The organism is Scytonema sp. NUACC21 (assembly GCF_054684315.1).
In genome coordinates, this window is the sequence record NZ_BAAFZH010000059.1 from 33542 (window position 1) to 49977 (window position 16436).

The 16436-nt window shown below is 45.5% G+C and carries 10 protein-coding genes and 2 pseudogenes; 7 read left to right on the forward strand and 5 right to left on the reverse strand.

Annotated elements, in window-relative coordinates; genetic code table 11:
* Nucleotides 1–155 precede the first annotated feature (155 nt).
* The 3 genes from ACYRY3_RS09140 to ACYRY3_RS09150 form a co-directional block, all read right to left on the reverse strand.
* The gene (locus tag ACYRY3_RS09140) at nucleotides 156–872 is read right to left on the reverse strand and encodes a Uma2 family endonuclease (RefSeq protein WP_460201381.1); all 717 of its coding nucleotides are present in this window, start codon (nucleotides 870–872) and stop codon (nucleotides 156–158) included.
* 106 nt (nucleotides 873–978) lie between these two features.
* Entirely contained in the window at nucleotides 979–1539 is a 561-nt protein-coding gene (locus tag ACYRY3_RS09145) for a tetratricopeptide repeat protein (RefSeq protein WP_460201382.1), read from the reverse strand.
* Nucleotides 1540–1691: 152 nt separating this feature from the next.
* Nucleotides 1692–1874, reverse strand: a complete 183-nt coding sequence (locus tag ACYRY3_RS09150) for a hypothetical protein (RefSeq protein ID WP_460201383.1) — start codon at nucleotides 1872–1874, stop codon at nucleotides 1692–1694.
* Nucleotides 1875–2182: 308 nt separating this feature from the next.
* On the opposite strand from ACYRY3_RS09150, the gene ACYRY3_RS09155 reads away from it, so the two are divergent.
* On the forward strand, nucleotides 2183–6925 hold the full coding sequence (locus ACYRY3_RS09155) for a PAS domain S-box protein (RefSeq protein ID WP_460201384.1): 4743 nt from the start codon (nucleotides 2183–2185) through the stop codon (nucleotides 6923–6925).
* Between the two features lie 123 nt (nucleotides 6926–7048).
* Here the strand turns inward: ACYRY3_RS09155 and ACYRY3_RS09160 are convergent, their stop codons facing one another.
* Together ACYRY3_RS09160 and ACYRY3_RS09165 are read right to left on the reverse strand one after the other, a co-directional pair.
* Complete coding sequence (locus ACYRY3_RS09160; RefSeq protein ID WP_460201385.1) at nucleotides 7049–7669, reverse strand: GNAT family N-acetyltransferase; 621 nt, start codon at nucleotides 7667–7669, stop codon at nucleotides 7049–7051.
* A 185-nt stretch (nucleotides 7670–7854) separates the two neighbouring features.
* The gene (locus ACYRY3_RS09165) at nucleotides 7855–8178 is read right to left on the reverse strand and encodes an HNH endonuclease family protein (RefSeq protein ID WP_460201404.1); all 324 of its coding nucleotides are present in this window, start codon (nucleotides 8176–8178) and stop codon (nucleotides 7855–7857) included.
* 485 nt (nucleotides 8179–8663) lie between these two features.
* Here ACYRY3_RS09165 and ACYRY3_RS09170 point away from each other — a divergent pair.
* The 6 genes and pseudogenes from ACYRY3_RS09170 to ACYRY3_RS09195 all read left to right on the forward strand — a co-directional run.
* A pseudogene (locus tag ACYRY3_RS09170) lies at nucleotides 8664–9017 on the forward strand (NADH-quinone oxidoreductase subunit B family protein); the annotation flags it as partial.
* Nucleotides 9010–9537 (forward strand): NAD(P)H-quinone oxidoreductase subunit J, encoded by a 528-nt coding sequence (locus ACYRY3_RS09175; protein WP_460201386.1) that lies wholly within the window; start codon nucleotides 9010–9012, stop codon nucleotides 9535–9537. The pseudogene ACYRY3_RS09170 and the gene ACYRY3_RS09175, both read left to right, overlap by 8 nt.
* A gap of 522 nt (nucleotides 9538–10059) precedes the next feature.
* The gene (locus ACYRY3_RS09180; RefSeq protein ID WP_460201387.1) at nucleotides 10060–10818 is read left to right on the forward strand and encodes a peptidylprolyl isomerase; all 759 of its coding nucleotides are present in this window, start codon (nucleotides 10060–10062) and stop codon (nucleotides 10816–10818) included.
* The gene (locus ACYRY3_RS09185) at nucleotides 10815–13862 is read left to right on the forward strand and encodes a peptidase domain-containing ABC transporter (protein WP_460201388.1); all 3048 of its coding nucleotides are present in this window, start codon (nucleotides 10815–10817) and stop codon (nucleotides 13860–13862) included. The genes ACYRY3_RS09180 and ACYRY3_RS09185 overlap by 4 nt, the downstream gene beginning before the upstream one ends.
* Nucleotides 13863–14015: 153 nt before the next feature.
* A complete protein-coding gene (locus ACYRY3_RS09190; protein WP_460201389.1) occupies nucleotides 14016–15629 on the forward strand; it encodes an HlyD family efflux transporter periplasmic adaptor subunit in 1614 nt (537 codons plus the stop codon).
* Nucleotides 15630–15798: 169 nt separating this feature from the next.
* Nucleotides 15799–16308 (forward strand): annotated as a pseudogene (locus tag ACYRY3_RS09195) (hypothetical protein); the annotation flags it as partial.
* Nucleotides 16309–16436: the final 128 nt, after the last annotated feature.

The window sequence follows — 16436 nt, forward strand, 5'->3', positions numbered from 1 at the left end:
CAGAGAAATTTAATGATTTAGTGCTTTGACTGTAGCGATCGCCAACTTCAAAATATAATCACGATATTGTACAAATCTACCAATTTGTCATCTAACGCGAAGAACAGCTATCTATGGAGGATTATGAAGCCAAAAAACAGGGCTTGTTCCAACACCTATTGCTTAATTCCTTTTCTCAGTTGCTGCACAAACGCTTGATGCTCTGGTGAACTTATCCCATCTTGTAACACGGCCAATACCCGTTGCATTTCTCCCGCCACTAACGCTGGTACATTCAGCCACAATCCTGGAAACACTTTACTTTGAATTATACCTGCCGCATCCGATATCAACGAAACGTATTCACCATCCTCCAAGCTAAACCAACTTACAGTGCTTTCAAAAACCTGCCAGACAACATATTCCTGAATCCCATTACGACGATAGGCACGTTTTTTGTCGTGTAAATCTTTAGTCGCACTGCTCGCTGCAATTTCTGCCACTAATTCTGGCGCACCTTCCACATAGCCATCAATACTTATGTGAGACCGTCCGCCACAATTGTTATCAATTAACAGAATAGCATCGGGTTGGGGTTCATTGTCCAAGTCCAACCGAACAGTTGGGTTATCACCCATCCTGACACCGGGCGTTGCCACTTTGTAATTCCCAAGCCAAATCATTAAATCTCCATGCGGTTCGGCATGAGGTTCAAAGCGTAAAGGAGATGCCACGTAAACGATTCCTTCAATCAATTCAGCTTTCTTGACATCGGGCATAGCATTATATCGCCGCTCAAATTCAGGACGCGTGAGGCGATCGCCACTTTCCAACGGTGGTATCCGCGAAGTAAAATTACCTGGCGTCCTTGCTTGGGAGGAATGGTTGACCATAGTCGCGGTTCTTCTTGCTAATAAGCACATTCTACCGTGTTGATGGTGTGACATCAGCGATAAATAGTGGACACGGTAGTAGGTAGGGCTAAAGCCCACCATTGGTTTATACTGCAGCGGAAGATTCAATTTGTGCTATCTTATCTTGGGCAGATTTGACTAGAGGTTCATAGTTAATAGCAGTAGCGAGTTCGGCTGCACGATGCAAGCAGTCAATTGCCGCGTCTTGCTGTTTCATATTTAAATGGACATCAGCGATAAATAGTAGGTTGCGGCTTTGACTGTAGCGATCGCCAATTTCAACATATAGATTTTGGGCTTGTTGTAGATATTCCAGTGCTTGTATGCGATTGGCTTCTAATTTACCCAATTCTTGTAAAACGTTTGCTTCCCCCAAACGAGCGCCGATCTGACGGTAGAAATCCAAAGCTTGCTCGTAGCGTTCTAATGCTTCATCGCGGCGGTCTAGGAACTGCAACACATCGCCGATGGCTTTGAGGGTGTTTGCTTCCCCCAAACGAGCGCCGATCTGACGGTAGAAATCCAATGCTTGCTCGTAGCGTTCTAATGCTTCGCTGCTGCGTTTGAGGAACTGCAACACATCGCCGATGGCTATGAGGGTGTTTGCTTCCCCCAAACGAGCGCCGATCTGACGGTAGAAATCCAATGCTTGCTCGTAGCGTTCTAATGCTTGCCGGTTTTGAGGATGAAGGACGCGTGATTCCTTTGGAACAAATGCCCAGGATTGAGGATATCTTGGGTATGCCAACAGGTGCTGGAAGCAAGTAGAAAATCCCGTAGGGTGGGCATTGCCCACCATTAAACAAGTGAAAGCATTCCCGCTAGAAGATTACTTATTAAAAACCGCCAAGACGAGCCAGTGCGTTGCGGGGCTTCCCCCCGTTGAAGCATCTGGCGTCGCCAAGATCGCCAAGGTTCAGTATCGGTAATTTTGCACCGGGAAGGTGGGCATTGCCAGCCCAGCCCTTTCAAGGCGTTCATTTGTACTATTTTTGCTCCAAAATCGATGCTTAATTGACAAGATATTGATTCTAATTGAGGATGTTATGTGGAAAAATGCTATATAATAAGCTTACTTGAGGTAGTTATACGGAAAAATTCCCTATAATAGCTGAATATAAATGTTACAGCACATTCTAGGTAAATGAAGTACACCCGTAGGGGCTATAGGCCGAGAGCCCTTACAGCAATCTGTACCTCTTCCGCATTGCAATCTGCTGTATGTAGAAAAATACTGTATAATCACCCGAATTGGGGTAGTTATATAGAGGGTTTGTGCATAATTAAGTATGTCAACTCATCGGACTGTTCTTGTGATTGCTGACTCTAACAAGAACGATAACAATTATGAGCAGCAATTACAGCAGGATAAGAATGTTGCATACAAAGTTCTCACAAAGCAGTACAACATATCGGTTCTGCCACTGTCTCAATTACAGCAGGTTGATGGCATTCTCCTAGAAATTCACTTTCCCCATGCCAAGAGCATCAATCTGCTTTGTCAACTAAAGGAACAGATGGGCGATCGCTGCCCGCCGATCGTCGTAATTGGTAGTGGAGACACGAAGACTGCCGTCCATGCGTTCAAAAATGGAGCGGCAGATTATCTGGTCAGAGATCGGATAACTCCCGACGATTTGCGCCTAGCGATGCGGAGTGCGATTGAAAATGCAGAGTTGCGACGGAAACTGCAACGCAGCCAGGAGCAGTTTCAAACCTCGGTTGAAAATATGCTGGACTGCTTTGGTATCTTCTCAGCCATACGGGATGAGTCGGGGCAAATTCTAGACTTTCGCATCGATTATCTCAATGCGGCGGCGTGTGAAAACAACCAGATGCCCAAAGAGATGCAGATCGGTCGAGGCTTATGTGACGTGCTGCCGGGACATCGCGAATCGGATCTGTTTGACGAGTATTGTCAATTGGTTGAAACGGGAGAACCCTTAATCAAAGACTCGCTGATCTACGAGGACACCTATGGAGGTGAGCAGAGGTTAGAGCGGGCGTTTGATATTCGGGCGACCAAGTTGAATGATGGCTTTGTTGCCTCCTGGCGTGATGTCACCGATCGCAAGCGGTTGGAGTTAGAGTTGAGCCAGACGATAACAGACCTACAACAGCAGCAGAATTGCTTACACCGGCTGATTGACACGGCTCCGATCGGCATTGGCATTGGTAGCGCAGACGGTAAGGTGAAGGTGATTAACAACACCATGCTGCACCTGCACGGGCTAACGCGGGAAGAGTTTGAGCAACAGGAGATGAACTGGCGTAACTTTATCCCGCCAGAGTACTCCGAACAAACAGACAGGGCGATGGCACAGATACAGCAACAGGGCTTTGCTCCACCTGTGGAAAAGGAACTGCTCCGCCGTGATGGAACGCGGCTCCCAATTTGGATTAGCAGCACGCAGTGGATAGATAGCACGGGTGAACATGTCGCATTCGCTATCGATTTAAGCCAGCAAAAACAAGCGGAAGCCGCCATTCAACAACTTAACCAGGAGTTAACCAATCGGGTATCGGAATTGCAATCGCTGTTAGACATGATTCCGGTAGGAATTGCAATCGCCACCGATTCAGCTTGTACTCAAATGCAAAGCAATGCCTACCTTCGGCACTTGCTCGGTGTCGATCCTGGTAACAATATCTCGAAGAGTGCGCCTGCCAACGAGCAACCAACCTATCGAACCTTCCAAAATGGGCAGGAAATCCCGGCCGAGAATTTGCCGATGCAAGTAGCTGGTTCCTTAGGTGTAGAGGTGCGCGATGTAGAGTTTGACATTCTGCTGCCCGACGGCACCCTGCGCCAACTTCTATGCTATGCAACTCCCCTACGGAGCGATCGCAATCAAGTCCGGAGTGTCATCGGAGCTTTTTTAGATATCACAGACCGGAATCAAGATGCTGCAGCTCTCAAAGCCAGCCAACAACGGTACCGAGAGTTAACTGAAGCTATGCCCCAAATGATTTGGACAGCCGATGCAGCCGGAATTGTCAACTATCGGAATCAACGCTGGTACGAATACACGGGGTTGAGTGAAGCAGAGTCGATAGGCGTGGCGAGAGCTAATGCAGTTCACCCCGATGAACAAGATCGCGCCTTGAGGCGATGGCACGAGGCGATCGCGAATGGCGAGTCATTTGAAATTGAATGCCGCTTTCGCCGTTGGGATGGCGAGTATCAGTGGTTTATCTGCCGAGCTGTACCAACGCAAGATAATCGGGGACAGATTACAGGCTGGATTGGCACGATTACGAATATCGATAACCAGAAGCAATTAGAAGCAAGGCTGCTGAAGGAAATTATTAACCATCAGCAAACCGAAATTGCCCTGCAACAAAACCAGGAACGGCTTGACCTGGCAATGGCAGCCGCTCAGATGGGCAGTTGGGATTGGGACATTCAGACGGGTAAGGTCAACTGGTCTACCAATTTAGAACGCCTGTTTGGCATGGCTCCCGGTAGTTTTGATGGGCAGTATGCAACCGTCAGGGCAATGATTCATCCCGACGATCTGCCTTGGATTGAGGAAGCTATTCATCGCGCTCAGTATGAACGGGAAGACTACAACATTGAGTTCCGCTTTATTAAGCCCGATGGAACAATGCGCTGGGCATTGGGTCTGGGACGCGTGTTCTATGACGCCACCGGCAATCCAGTCAAGATGACTGGGGTTGATATGGATATTTCCGAGCGCAAACAGGTAGAAGCCGCCCTGCGAGCCAGCGAAAAACGATTCCGTGACATGGCGGATAACGCTCCTGTCATGATTTGGGTAACCGATCCTACAGGCGACTGTACCTATCTCAATCGGAGTTGGTACGACTTCACCAGTCAAACCGAGGAGACCGGTCTGGGATTTGGCTGGCTCAATGCGGTACATCCCGAAGACAGTGAATCTTCCAAACATATTTTTTTGAGGGCAAATGAACGCCGTGAAGCGTTTCGATTGGAATATCGGTTGCGCCGCCAAGATGGTGTATATTGCTGGGCGATCGATGCGGCAAATCCCTGGTTTGGGGAAGATGGCGAGTTCAGAGGTTATATCGGTTCTGTGATTGATATTAGCGATCGCAAACAAACCGAGGAAGCCTTGCGTGTTTCTGAAGAACGTTATCGCACTTTGTTTGAATCGATGAATGAAGGCTTTTGCGTTGCTGAAGTGCTGTTTGACGAGCAGAACAAGCCAATCGATTACCGTTTGTTAGAAATCAACTCAGTTTTTGAGAAACACTCCGGTCTGAAAGATGCACAAGGCAAAACCGCCCGCGAGCTGCACCCACAATTGGAACAGTACTGGATCGATCTCTATGGCAATGTTGTGCTGACCGGTGAACCCGTTCGGTATGAAAACTACTCCGAGGCATTGAATCGGTGGTTCGGTGTTTCTTCTTTTCGGGTTGGAGAGCCAGAAAGTCGAAAAGTTGCCATTTTGTTTGAGGATATTAGCGATCGCAAACAAGTAGAAGCCGCCCTGAATGAAAGTGAGAACCGCTTGCGCCTGACAATGGAGTCAGCCGAACTCGGAACGTGGGATTTTAACCCCATCACCAAAGTCTTGAAGTGGGACGATGGGTGCAAAGCAATGTTTGGGCTACCACCTAGTGCTGAAATTACCTGGGACGTTTTCCTGGCAGGGTTGCATCCAGAGGAACGCGATCGCACCGATCGCGTTGTGCTGGAATCGTTCAATCCTGAAAGCGGCGGCAATTACGATATTGAGTACCGCACTGTGGGACTTGAAGATGGCATCGAACGATGGGTTGCAGCGAAGGGAAAAGCATTGTTCAACTCAGCTGGAGTTGTCGTTCGTTTCATCGGTACTGTTCTCAACATTACAGAAAAAAAGCGGGCTGAGGCAGAGCGAGAACAATTGCTGCAACGCGAACAAGCTGCCAGAGCCGAAGCCGAACGCGCTAATCGGATTAAGGATGAATTTTTGGCGGTGCTGTCCCATGAATTGCGCTCTCCGCTGAACCCAATTCTAGGCTGGACAAAGCTCCTGCAATCTCGCAAGCTTGACGCGGCTAAAACGGCTGAAGCCCTCGCCATAATCGAGCGGAATGTCAGATTACAGACACAACTCATCGATGACTTGCTTGATGTTGCCAAGATTCTGCGTGGCAAACTCAGCTTGAATATGGCTTCTGTCAATCTATCCAGTGCGATTGAAGCGGCGATCGAAACCGTCAAAGCTGCTGCCGGTGCAAAGTCCATCACCCTGCATACCGTATTGCCCAACATCGGTCAAGTGTCTGGTGATACCGCCCGCCTGCAGCAAATCGTCTGGAACCTGTTGTCTAATGCGATTAAATTCACGCCTAATGGGGGACGGGTAGACATCCTATTGGAGCGGATTGGCGATCGGGCACAACTTACCGTAAGAGACACGGGAATTGGCATCAGCCCAGACTTTCTGCCCCACATCTTTGAATCGTTCCGGCAAGAGGATGCTTCGATTACGCGCAAGTATGGAGGATTAGGGCTGGGCTTGGCGATCGTTCGTCAATTGGTTGAGGCTCACGGTAGCACGATCGCGGCTGATAGTCCTGGTGAAGGATTAGGAGCAACGTTTACCATCCAGTTCCCGTTGCTAAACATTGAACCAAAAATGCGGCAGCTAAACGAATTGCCCCAACAAGAACTCGATCTGACAGGAATTCGAGTCCTTGCCGTTGATGATGAACCGGATGCCCGCGAACTATTAACGGTATTACTTAGCCAATATGGAGCAGAGGTTTTGATGGTTACCTCTGCCACAGAGGTACTGGCAAATTTAGCAACCTTTCAACCCGATGTGTTAGTTAGCGATATTGGAATGCCCGAAGTCGATGGCTACACCCTGATCCAACAGGTTCGTACTTTGCCTCCCGAACAAGGGGGACAGATTCCAGCGATCGCATTGACAGCCTTTGCCAGAGAAACAGATCACCAGCGAGCCATAGCGAGCGGTTATCAACGGCACGTCACAAAGCCACTTGAGCCAGAACGGTTAGTTCAAGCTGTCATGATGCTCACACACAGTTGATTACTCAATCGCTTGGTTGGAAAATCGGGAAGCGGCGTCAACGTAGAATTCCCTATCCTATTGTCAGCATCTCTGGGTCATTTTTCAGCACATAAAGAGCGTATCTTCAAACTAAATTGGTTATTAAACCAAAGTTTTGAGCATTAATTTACAACTTCGAGGATCGTCAATGCCTTTAAATACTAACTCCCCATTATATAAATAGGTTTTATACTCTATCTCTTTTATTGCCTGGAAACCATATTTAGCTCGTATGTGTTGGGTAATAGCTCCCGTGCATTCTGCAATTATACTTTTGTAACCATTATTTTTCGCTACATTGAATATTTCTTCCATAAGTTTTTGAGCAATTCCCTGACCCCTATACCGTTCATCAACTCCAGTCATAAATAGATGTAAGACCTCCCCAGGTTTTAGTTGGTAGTTACTTTTATACCAGTCATCAAGTTCGCTCAGAAGATTCAGAATAGGAAGAAATCGGGTATCAATACCATCTAGTTTGGGAAATTCAGATACAAAGTCTTCCAAGATACTAAAACCGATAACATCACCAGATTCCTCATCTTTAGCAACCAGAGATAACTGCTCTTTGATTGCTTTTCGACAAACTATTTCAGCAAAAGGACTAAAACTGTTGGCATTAATTTCTAATGCTTTAGACATAGTTTCTTGAGGGAAGGTATGACTGAGACAATAAATAACTTGCTCTAAATCATTCTTGTCAAGATTTACAATATAAACCATGATTTTTCTCCTATAATTTGTCTAAAAACCTAGATTTTGTTAGATTTTTGTACATATTCGCTTGAATAATTATAATAAAAATACCCCTCCTTAACCCTCCTTATGAATTAGGAGAGGATGGCGTTAGTCCCAGAGAAGTCGCTTGCAGGGAACTCGACTTTACCCAAATACAAACGTCCCATTATTCAAATATCAGATTCTAAACCCCAAACTCTTTTAGCTAACTGCGCTAGTATTTCTTGACGTTTATCTATAGCTGTAGAATTCCAAGTATCAAATTCTTGTATTCCTAATGACTGTATAGCACGGTTTAACTGCGTATTACCTCCTACATTAGGTTTCTCGACCAATGAACGTGTAATCAATAGTTGTGACTCTCGATACCCAAGCTTCTTTTGCTCATAAACTTTATCAAATATTGAACTATTTATCGTTTTTTCTAAAAGAGTCAAGTTTCCCAATTTTTGGACATATATGCTATATTTGCTCCGGGTATGTAATAAATACAGTTATAGCCTAAAGATAGTAATTGGCTAGAGAGGAAAGTGATAAACAAGAACAGACAGAAAGTTGGGAATATCTCCGTCAAGCATTTGATGATGACCGTCTTTCTAATCGCCCGTTGTTTCCATAAGCAAGCGTGTCTTTCTGAATTCAGGTTCCCTGGGAATGGTGGCAAATGCCAAACCTACGCTTCTAACTTTAGAATGCCAATGGAGGCTCAGTAAAAGTCAGAAGTTGTCTTTGTAGAACGGGTATTGCCCACCCATTTTTATATGCTATATTTGATACTAGTAATTGTCAAAGTGTAAGTAGAGTTAATCTACCCTTATGTATTACGTACTGACCTAACCCCCCAACCCCCTTCCCTTATAGGGAAGGGGGGGAAAGAATTCCTGACTTTTCATGTCATGTGGAAAATTCTACAAAACATCTAACTTTCAAACCCAAAATTCAAAGTCTCTCTCCTTATAGGAGAGAGATTTAGAGAGAGGTTTTCCTTTCGGACTCTCCCTCAGCAGTACGTGGAGTCGATAAGCTGATTCCAGTGGACGTTTACTTGCCCGGTTGTCCGCCACGTCCAGAGGCAATTATTGACGCGATTATCAAATTGCGGAAAAAAATAGCTGATGATTCGATACAAGAACGACATCGGGCTAGGCAAACTCACCGCTATTACAGTACAACCCACAAACTCAAACCAACAGAGCAAATCCACACAGGTCAGTATTTGCTGTCTGATACGCGTGTAGCACCGCCGAAGGAATTAACCGAGGCGATTGGTTTACCAGTACCACCTGCTCTCCTGACAGAGAAAGCGAAGAAGGAGGAAACAAACCGTGGCTGAAGAAGAATCGAAACCAGTACCAGCTGGCGAACAGTCACTGGTAAAAGCAGGTAAAGTGTCACAGTGGTTGGCAGAAAATGACTTTGCTCATGAGTCTTTAGAACCAGACCACAATGGTGTGGAGGTGATTAAGGTCGAGCCAGATTTCTTACTTCCACTTTGCACTGCACTGTATGCCTACGGATTTAATTATCTTCAATGTCAATGTGGAATTGACTTGGGACCTGGGCAACAGTTGGTCAGTATGTATCATTTGATCAAAGTCGGTGACAATGCCGATCGCCCCGAAGAAGTCAGACTCAAAGTGTTCCTACCTAGGGAAAATCCCAGAGTCCCTTCAGTTTACTGGATTTGGAAGACAGCAGACTGGCAGGAACGCGAATCTTTTGATATGTTCGGCATTGTTTACGAAGGACACCCAAATCTCAAGCGGCTGTTGATGCCGGAAGATTGGGTTGGTTGGCCCCTGCGTAAGGATTACATTTCACCTGACTTCTACGAATTACAGGACGCTTATTAAAATAGCGTCATATCCAGTAAGCCCTTCTCTGCAAACGGAGAGGGGTTTTTTAGTGACATTGATAGTAGCTACGGAACACAAAGAGCACCACACTTGACGACAATCCACGCACAAAGACCAAGTACGACGCTGCAGGTTGCTAAATCGAGACCATCGACGAACTGGGGCGGGTAACGAGGTATGTCTATGATTTACTCATCTGGATACCCAATACTATGGATTGCCGTGCCCTGCGTGGGATTTTTGTACGCGCTTGCTCAAAACTCTCTATGTATCTAAATTTTGGGATAGAAAACCCGGAAGTTTACCCCAGATTAGTACAGTAGCCTTTCCACATCCGCATTGTCAACTCATAGAGCAGCCATCTTAGTATTTTCACGCATTCAACTGCCAACCTTACAGCCAAATTAAGTAGACTCATCGTTGTGATATAGATAACCAACAAGCCATTATGCAAGAGGGAGTTTGTACCAAAAACAATACTCTCTTTTTTGCTGGCTCTGTCATCTACCCAAACTCTCTATGGCTCAAATTCTCCAATTTGGGAATCGCACAGTTACAGAAGCAGAGGTTTTTCGCCTGCTAGCTGAGTACCAAATGCTACCCCAGTTATGTCGCTTCATGATTATTGACTCTGCTATTGCTTCCGTCACACTGACTGTGGAAGAGAGAAACAGCGCCATAGAGCAGTTCTACCAGAAAAACCAAATTACCACACCCGAGCTACTCCAAACGTGGTTGCTAACTTATGGGATGACAATTGAGCAACTAGAAGCACTAGCAACAAAAGAACTCAGGATTGAGAAATTCAAAATTGCCACATGGGGAGCGAAGATTGAATCCATATTTCTCAATAACAAATCCCAATTAGACAAAGTTGTCTATTCCCTCATCCGCACTCCTTCCATGGAAGTTGCTCAAGAACTGTTCTTCCGCATACTAGCAGGAGAACAGACCTTCGCTGAATGTGCTAAAGAATACTCCCAAGGTGCAGAAGCACAGACAGGAGGATTGCTCGGTCCGGTTCCCCTGTCACAACCCCATCCTACCATCGCCAAAATGCTTTCCACCTCCCAACCGGGGGAACTGCTACCACCAACCAAGTTGGGAGAATGGGTAGTTATCCTGCGATTGGAGAAATTTATCAGCGCCCAGTTAGATGATGCCATGCGTGCGTTTTTGCTCAATCAGATGTTTGAGACAATGCTTGCAGAAGCCGTTCGCAATGCCCAACCAACTATTCTTAACGATACACCTACCCCAGTTCTCCTCACAAGATGACATCCAGCACTACCACTATTCTTGATTTTCTCGCTCAACACCACCCCTTCAACCAGCTGGATATCAGAACTGTTGAACGCATTGCCTCAAAACTCCAACCACTGCGCTATCGCATGGGGCAAGCCATCTTTGTGCGAGAGACCATGCCCGATAAAATTGTCATTATCTACTCAGGTGGAGCGCGTCTTATCGGTTACGCACCCGGAGCCAAAGTTCCAGAAACACTGCAATCGTTGAAAGAAGGAGCACTCTTAGGCGCATTAAGCTTGGTGAGGGGTGTTGCTTGTGAAACCGCGATCTCCTCTGGTGAAACGCTCTGTCTTACCCTAAGTGCAGCCGATTTTCGAGAACTTTTAGAACTCGAACCAGTCTTAAGAAATGCATATAGCAACCACTGTTCCTTAATTGAAGTGTATGACCTCTTAGGTGCAGAGCTAGAAAGAAGGGCATTGGGGAATGCCAATCTTAAAGAACTGGCAATTCAGCATCACGCATCTGCTACTGTTCTCAACTTACCTCCAGGCACAACGCCACTTCAACAGTTAGACCCCAATTTCCTATGGCTGGTGAGTGGCGGTAGTTCCAATTATGCTGTAGGCTGCAGCCTTTCTCTAAAGGAGGGGGGGAGGGGGAGAGAGGGAGAGGGGGAGAATTTCTCCCACTCTCAGACTCAGCAAGCAAAAGGAAATGATAAAGAAAACTTACACGCCTATATTGAAGTTAAAGGTCCCGCTCCACTTCGTTTAATAGGTTTGCGGGAACTAACAATATCAGGGGAAACTGTTTCTTCCCTCTCCCCCTCTCCCCCTCCTCCCCTCTCCCCCTCCTCACTCTGGCAAGATGCACCCTACGCTCCAGAACGCCCGGAGGAACCAGAAGAACCAAGCTCCCAATCGGTCAAATATCCTCATGTTCGTGGTAGGGGTCCGGTGGATGCATCCCTTGCCTGCTTCCAAATGCTAGCTCAATACTGGGGAATGCCGTTCAAGCGAGATGTTATCAAACGTGCCTTGGTCAACAACTTTCAGCGCACGGGTGGCATTTCCATTCAACTGTGCGGTGCGCTCTCCGAACTGATGGGACTCACCTCCCAACTGGTACAAGTTCCTGCCCTCAGTGTCCCTCGCCTACCAGTACCAGCACTCCTCCCCTGGCAAGACAGTTTCGCCATTCTCTACAAAGCTACTTCCAAAGAATTGGTTTTGGCAATACCAGAACAGGGCATCAGACGTTTAAACCCCACAGCATTTGCCGATATTTGGGGGGAAGAAGGTCAAGCTTTACTGCTGCAACCTACAAAAGAAACACCCAAAAGCCGCTTTGGTTTGAGTTGGTTTCTTCCTGCTATCAAAAAGCACCGCACGGTCTTAATTGAAGTCTTTATTGCTTCCTTATTTGTACAACTCTTGGGACTGGCTAACCCCCTCATTACCCAAGTCATTATTGATAAAGTTATTATCCAAAACGGTGTCAATACCCTCCATGTGTTGGGATTTCTATTGATAGCAATGGCTGTAGTGGAAGGGGTTATTACTTGGCTGAGAACCAACCTCTTTGTCGATACCACCAACCGCATCGACTTAAGCTTGGGTTCGGAGGTCATTGACCACCTGCTCAGATTACCACTACGTTATTTCGAGAAGCGCCCTGTCGGGGAAATCTCCAGCCGCATCAACGAACTGGAGAATATCCGCTCCTTCCTTACAGGAACTGCCCTAACCGTAGTCTTGGATGCTATCTTCTCTGTGATCTACATTGCGGTGATGGTCATCTACAGCTGGTTGCTCACAATAGTAGCACTTGCAACAGTACCCCTATTTGCCCTGCTGACATATATCTTTGCCCCCATCATCCGCAGCCAAACCAGAACCAAAGCAGAACGCAATGCCGAAACGCAATCCTACTTAGTCGAAGTAGTATCTGGCATTCAAACTGTCAAAGCACAGAATATCGAACTCAATTCCCGATGGCAGTGGCAAACCCGTTACGCACGTTACATTAGTGCTTCTTTTGAGAACGTGCTGACGAGCAATACCGCAAGTTCCCTCAGCAACTTCCTTAACAAACTTTCTAGCTTGCTCTTGCTGTGGGTTGGTGCATATCTCGTACTTGAAGGTCAACTGACTTTAGGAGAACTAATTGCATTTCGTATTATTGCAGGTTATGTCACCAGTCCTTTGTTGCGATTGATACAACTGTGGCAGAACTTCCAAGAAACGGCATTATCTCTGGAACGACTTGCTGATATTCTAGATAATTCTACTGAAAGCGAGATTGCTGGGCGTAACAACATCCCAATGCCAGCAATTACTGGCGCTATCAAGTACGAGAATGTTACCTTTAGCTTTAGCAAGAGTCCCAATCCCCAACTGGTCAATATCAATCTAGATATTGGAGCAGGAACGTTTGTTGGAGTGGTGGGACAAAGTGGTGCTGGAAAAAGCACCCTCACCAAACTCATACCTCGCCTGTACGAACTTGATTCCGGTCGTATCAAAATTGACGGCTACGACATCAATAAGGTCGAACTTTACTCCTTACGCCGTCAAATTGGCATGGTGCTGCAAGATACCTTACTCTTCGATACGACAGTACAAGAAAACATTGCCCTGACTATGCCTGATGCCACTCCAGAAGAGATTGTAGAAGCTGCCAAGATTGCTTGCGCTCATGACTTTATCATGAATTTACCCAACGGTTACGAAACCCGTGTTGGGGAGAGAGGTTCTGCTCTATCCGGTGGACAGAGACAACGGATTGCGATCGCCCGTACCGTACTGCAAAACCCACCACTATTGATTCTAGATGAAGCGACCAGTGCTTTGGATTACGATACCGAACGCCAAGTGTGCTTAAATCTAGCACAAGCATTCAAGGGAAGAACAGTATTTTTCATCACCCATCGTCTTGCAACTATCCGTAGTGCCGATGTTATTTTGATGATGAGTCAGGGTTCGGTTGTGGAACAAGGAACTCATGCAGAACTGATGGCGATGATGGGACGCTACTACTGCTTGTACCAACAGCAAGAGGCACAAGGGTGATGGGGATGTGGTTCTCCAAAGCTCGCGCTCAATTCAAAAGTCGAGCAGCAGTTGTCGCAACCACTCATTACCAACAACTAACAAAGTTCTTACTTATCATCAATCGCGAATTATTAATTATTACTTATCACATCTCTAACCTAACAACTGATTATGAGTATTAATAATGGAAATAGCAATGGCAACGGCAATGTTCATGGTAATGGCAACGGCAATGGCAATGGCAATGTTCGTTTACCTAAGTTAGCGATCGCGAATATCCAACAATTAGAACAGAATACCAATAAGGAATCGACTATTGAACCGAAACCACCATCTACCGCACCGCGCTATATTCCTAAATTTGACCAGCCTGTAATTCTTACTCAACCAAGGAAGTGGTCCAGAGCAATATTGTGGAGTTTAATGGCAGTCACTGCGGGTGCTGTCATTTGGGCAAACGTAGCTAAGATTGAAGAAGCAGTTTCAGCCACTGGTAAGTTGGAGCCAACAGGTACCGTCAAAGAAGTACAAGCCCCTGTAGGTGGAGTCGTAAAACAAATTCATATTGAGGACGGACAGCACGTAAAGAGTGGAGAACGTCTCCTGAGTCTTGACCCTACAACAGCTTTAGCACAGCTTGCTTCTTTGCAGAAAATACGTGTTTCTTTAGTTCAAGAAAATCAATTTTATCAATCCCAATTGCGCGGTGCTTCTTCTGGTGTTATCCCTTTAAGAATCCCAAACGAAATGCTCGACCTGACCAAAAGTCGAGCAGCGTTAGTTGCTGACAACCAAGTGTATCGCGCCCAATTTGATGGTTTAAGAGATCCCAATAAGTTAACAATAGAACAAAAAGAACGCTTGCAATCAAACCGAGCCGAATTGAATGCTCGTGTTGCTGCAGCCAAATTAGAGATTGTCCAATTGCAGCACCAAAGACAACAAGCTGAAATTAAACAAGCTTCAACTCTTGATACCTTGGCAATGAACAAAGGCATTTTGGATAGCGTCACTCCATTGATGCAAGATGGAGCGATTTCCAAAATTCAATACTTCAAACAGCAACAAGAAGTGAGAAACGGTCAGTCCGAAATCGACCAACTCGTTCAAGAACGAGCGCGTTTAAATTCAGCTATTTTTCAAGCACAAGCCAAGCTACAAAATACAATCGCTCTCTCTCGTCAAGATTGGCTACAGCAGATTGCAGATAACAACAAACGCATTGCAGAAATTGACTCTCAGTTAACAAAAGCCATAGTTGAGAATAACAAAAAGATAGCAGAAATTGATTCTCAATTGAGTCAAACTCAGATGAATTTGAAGTATCAAGAAATCAATTCCCCGGTAGCTGGTACAATTTTTGAACTCAAGGCACACACTCCAGGATTTGTTGTCACTTCTAGTGAACCAATTCTTAAGGTTGTTCCTGATGATGCACTCATCGCTAAGGTATATATCACCAACAAAGATATTGGTTTTGTCAAAGAAGGAATGACAGTGGATGTGCGAATCGACTCGTTCCCCTTTAGCGAATTTGGCGATATCAAAGGTCAGCTCATTTCGATTGGCTCTGATGCTTTGCCACCAGACCAAATTTATCCGTACTACAGATTTCCTGCTAAAGTGCGATTGTCACAACAGTCGCTTTTGGCGAACGGACGCAAGATACAGCTACAATCCGGGATGTCGGTGAGTACCAATATTAAGATTAGGGAGCGCACGGTCATGAGCATTTTTACTGATATGTTTAGCTCCAGTGTGGAGAGCCTCAAAACTGTGCGGTAGCAGTGATTATCAACAATTGCCAATTACCAAGCGTTATGCACAGTCTATCAACTCCAAGTCTTATCCCGACTTATTTTCTAGATTCTTTATTCTTGAACGCACCCCAACTAATTGCAAGCAATATAGTTAGGGATTCTTTCGCTAAGAAACCGCAAGATTTCTCAACGTTGCAGTTATTGGCGCTAGTTCTAATGCAACAATGATTTATTCACTCGGGTACGCAGCTTGTCGATTTTATGAGGCAAAAATAGATGAAACAAAGTCGTTAACTTCCGAAGAGACGCTTGCAGAACTCAAGCAACAAAGTGAAAATTATTTAGAAAAAGCGATCGCTCAAGAAGCTGTCATGGATCAAATTTTGGTTCACATGGTTCTTGCCAGCCATCCAGAAAAAACTTGGGAAGAAATTTTGCCAGAGTTGCAAGCTTTGAATCTCAGTTCCAACTCATTAGAAACTATAGCTCAACATATAAATACCCCACAACCTTTAGATACGCTTCTCAATCAACTGAATCGTGATTTTGCTATCCCATTGTTGGCTCAATGTTACAGAATTGCTCAGAATCACAATGAAATAACATCTACTGAGCAGAATATTGTAAACGCAATTGCTACTAAATTTAACCTTGATGTCAATTCCATCAAGTCATTGATTGATAGTAGTGATAACATATCTTAGAACAAATAATTCAAAAGTAAAGGTTAAGTAAACTGCAACAAAACCTTTTGCTTTAATTTTTACAGATAGCAAGCGGCTAAAAACCCGGTCTCTTTAAGAAACCGGGTTTTTCGCTCCTGAATAATTCA

Bases quoted from the DNA above. Each gene is read 5' to 3' on its own strand.
- ACYRY3_RS09140 (WP_460201381.1), bottom strand. From the start codon at position 872: ATGGTCAACCATTCCTCCCAAGCAAGGACGCCAGGTAATTTTACTTCG.
- ACYRY3_RS09150 (WP_460201383.1), bottom strand. From the start codon at position 1,874: ATGAACGCCTTGAAAGGGCTGGGCTGGCAATGCCCACCTTCCCGGTGC.
- ACYRY3_RS09155 (WP_460201384.1), top strand. From the start codon at position 2,183: ATGTCAACTCATCGGACTGTTCTTGTGATTGCTGACTCTAACAAGAAC.
- ACYRY3_RS09160 (WP_460201385.1), bottom strand. From the start codon at position 7,669: ATGGTTTATATTGTAAATCTTGACAAGAATGATTTAGAGCAAGTTATT.
- ACYRY3_RS09180 (WP_460201387.1), top strand. From the start codon at position 10,060: ATGGCTCAAATTCTCCAATTTGGGAATCGCACAGTTACAGAAGCAGAG.
- ACYRY3_RS09185 (WP_460201388.1), top strand. From the start codon at position 10,815: ATGACATCCAGCACTACCACTATTCTTGATTTTCTCGCTCAACACCAC.
- ACYRY3_RS09190 (WP_460201389.1), top strand. From the start codon at position 14,016: ATGAGTATTAATAATGGAAATAGCAATGGCAACGGCAATGTTCATGGT.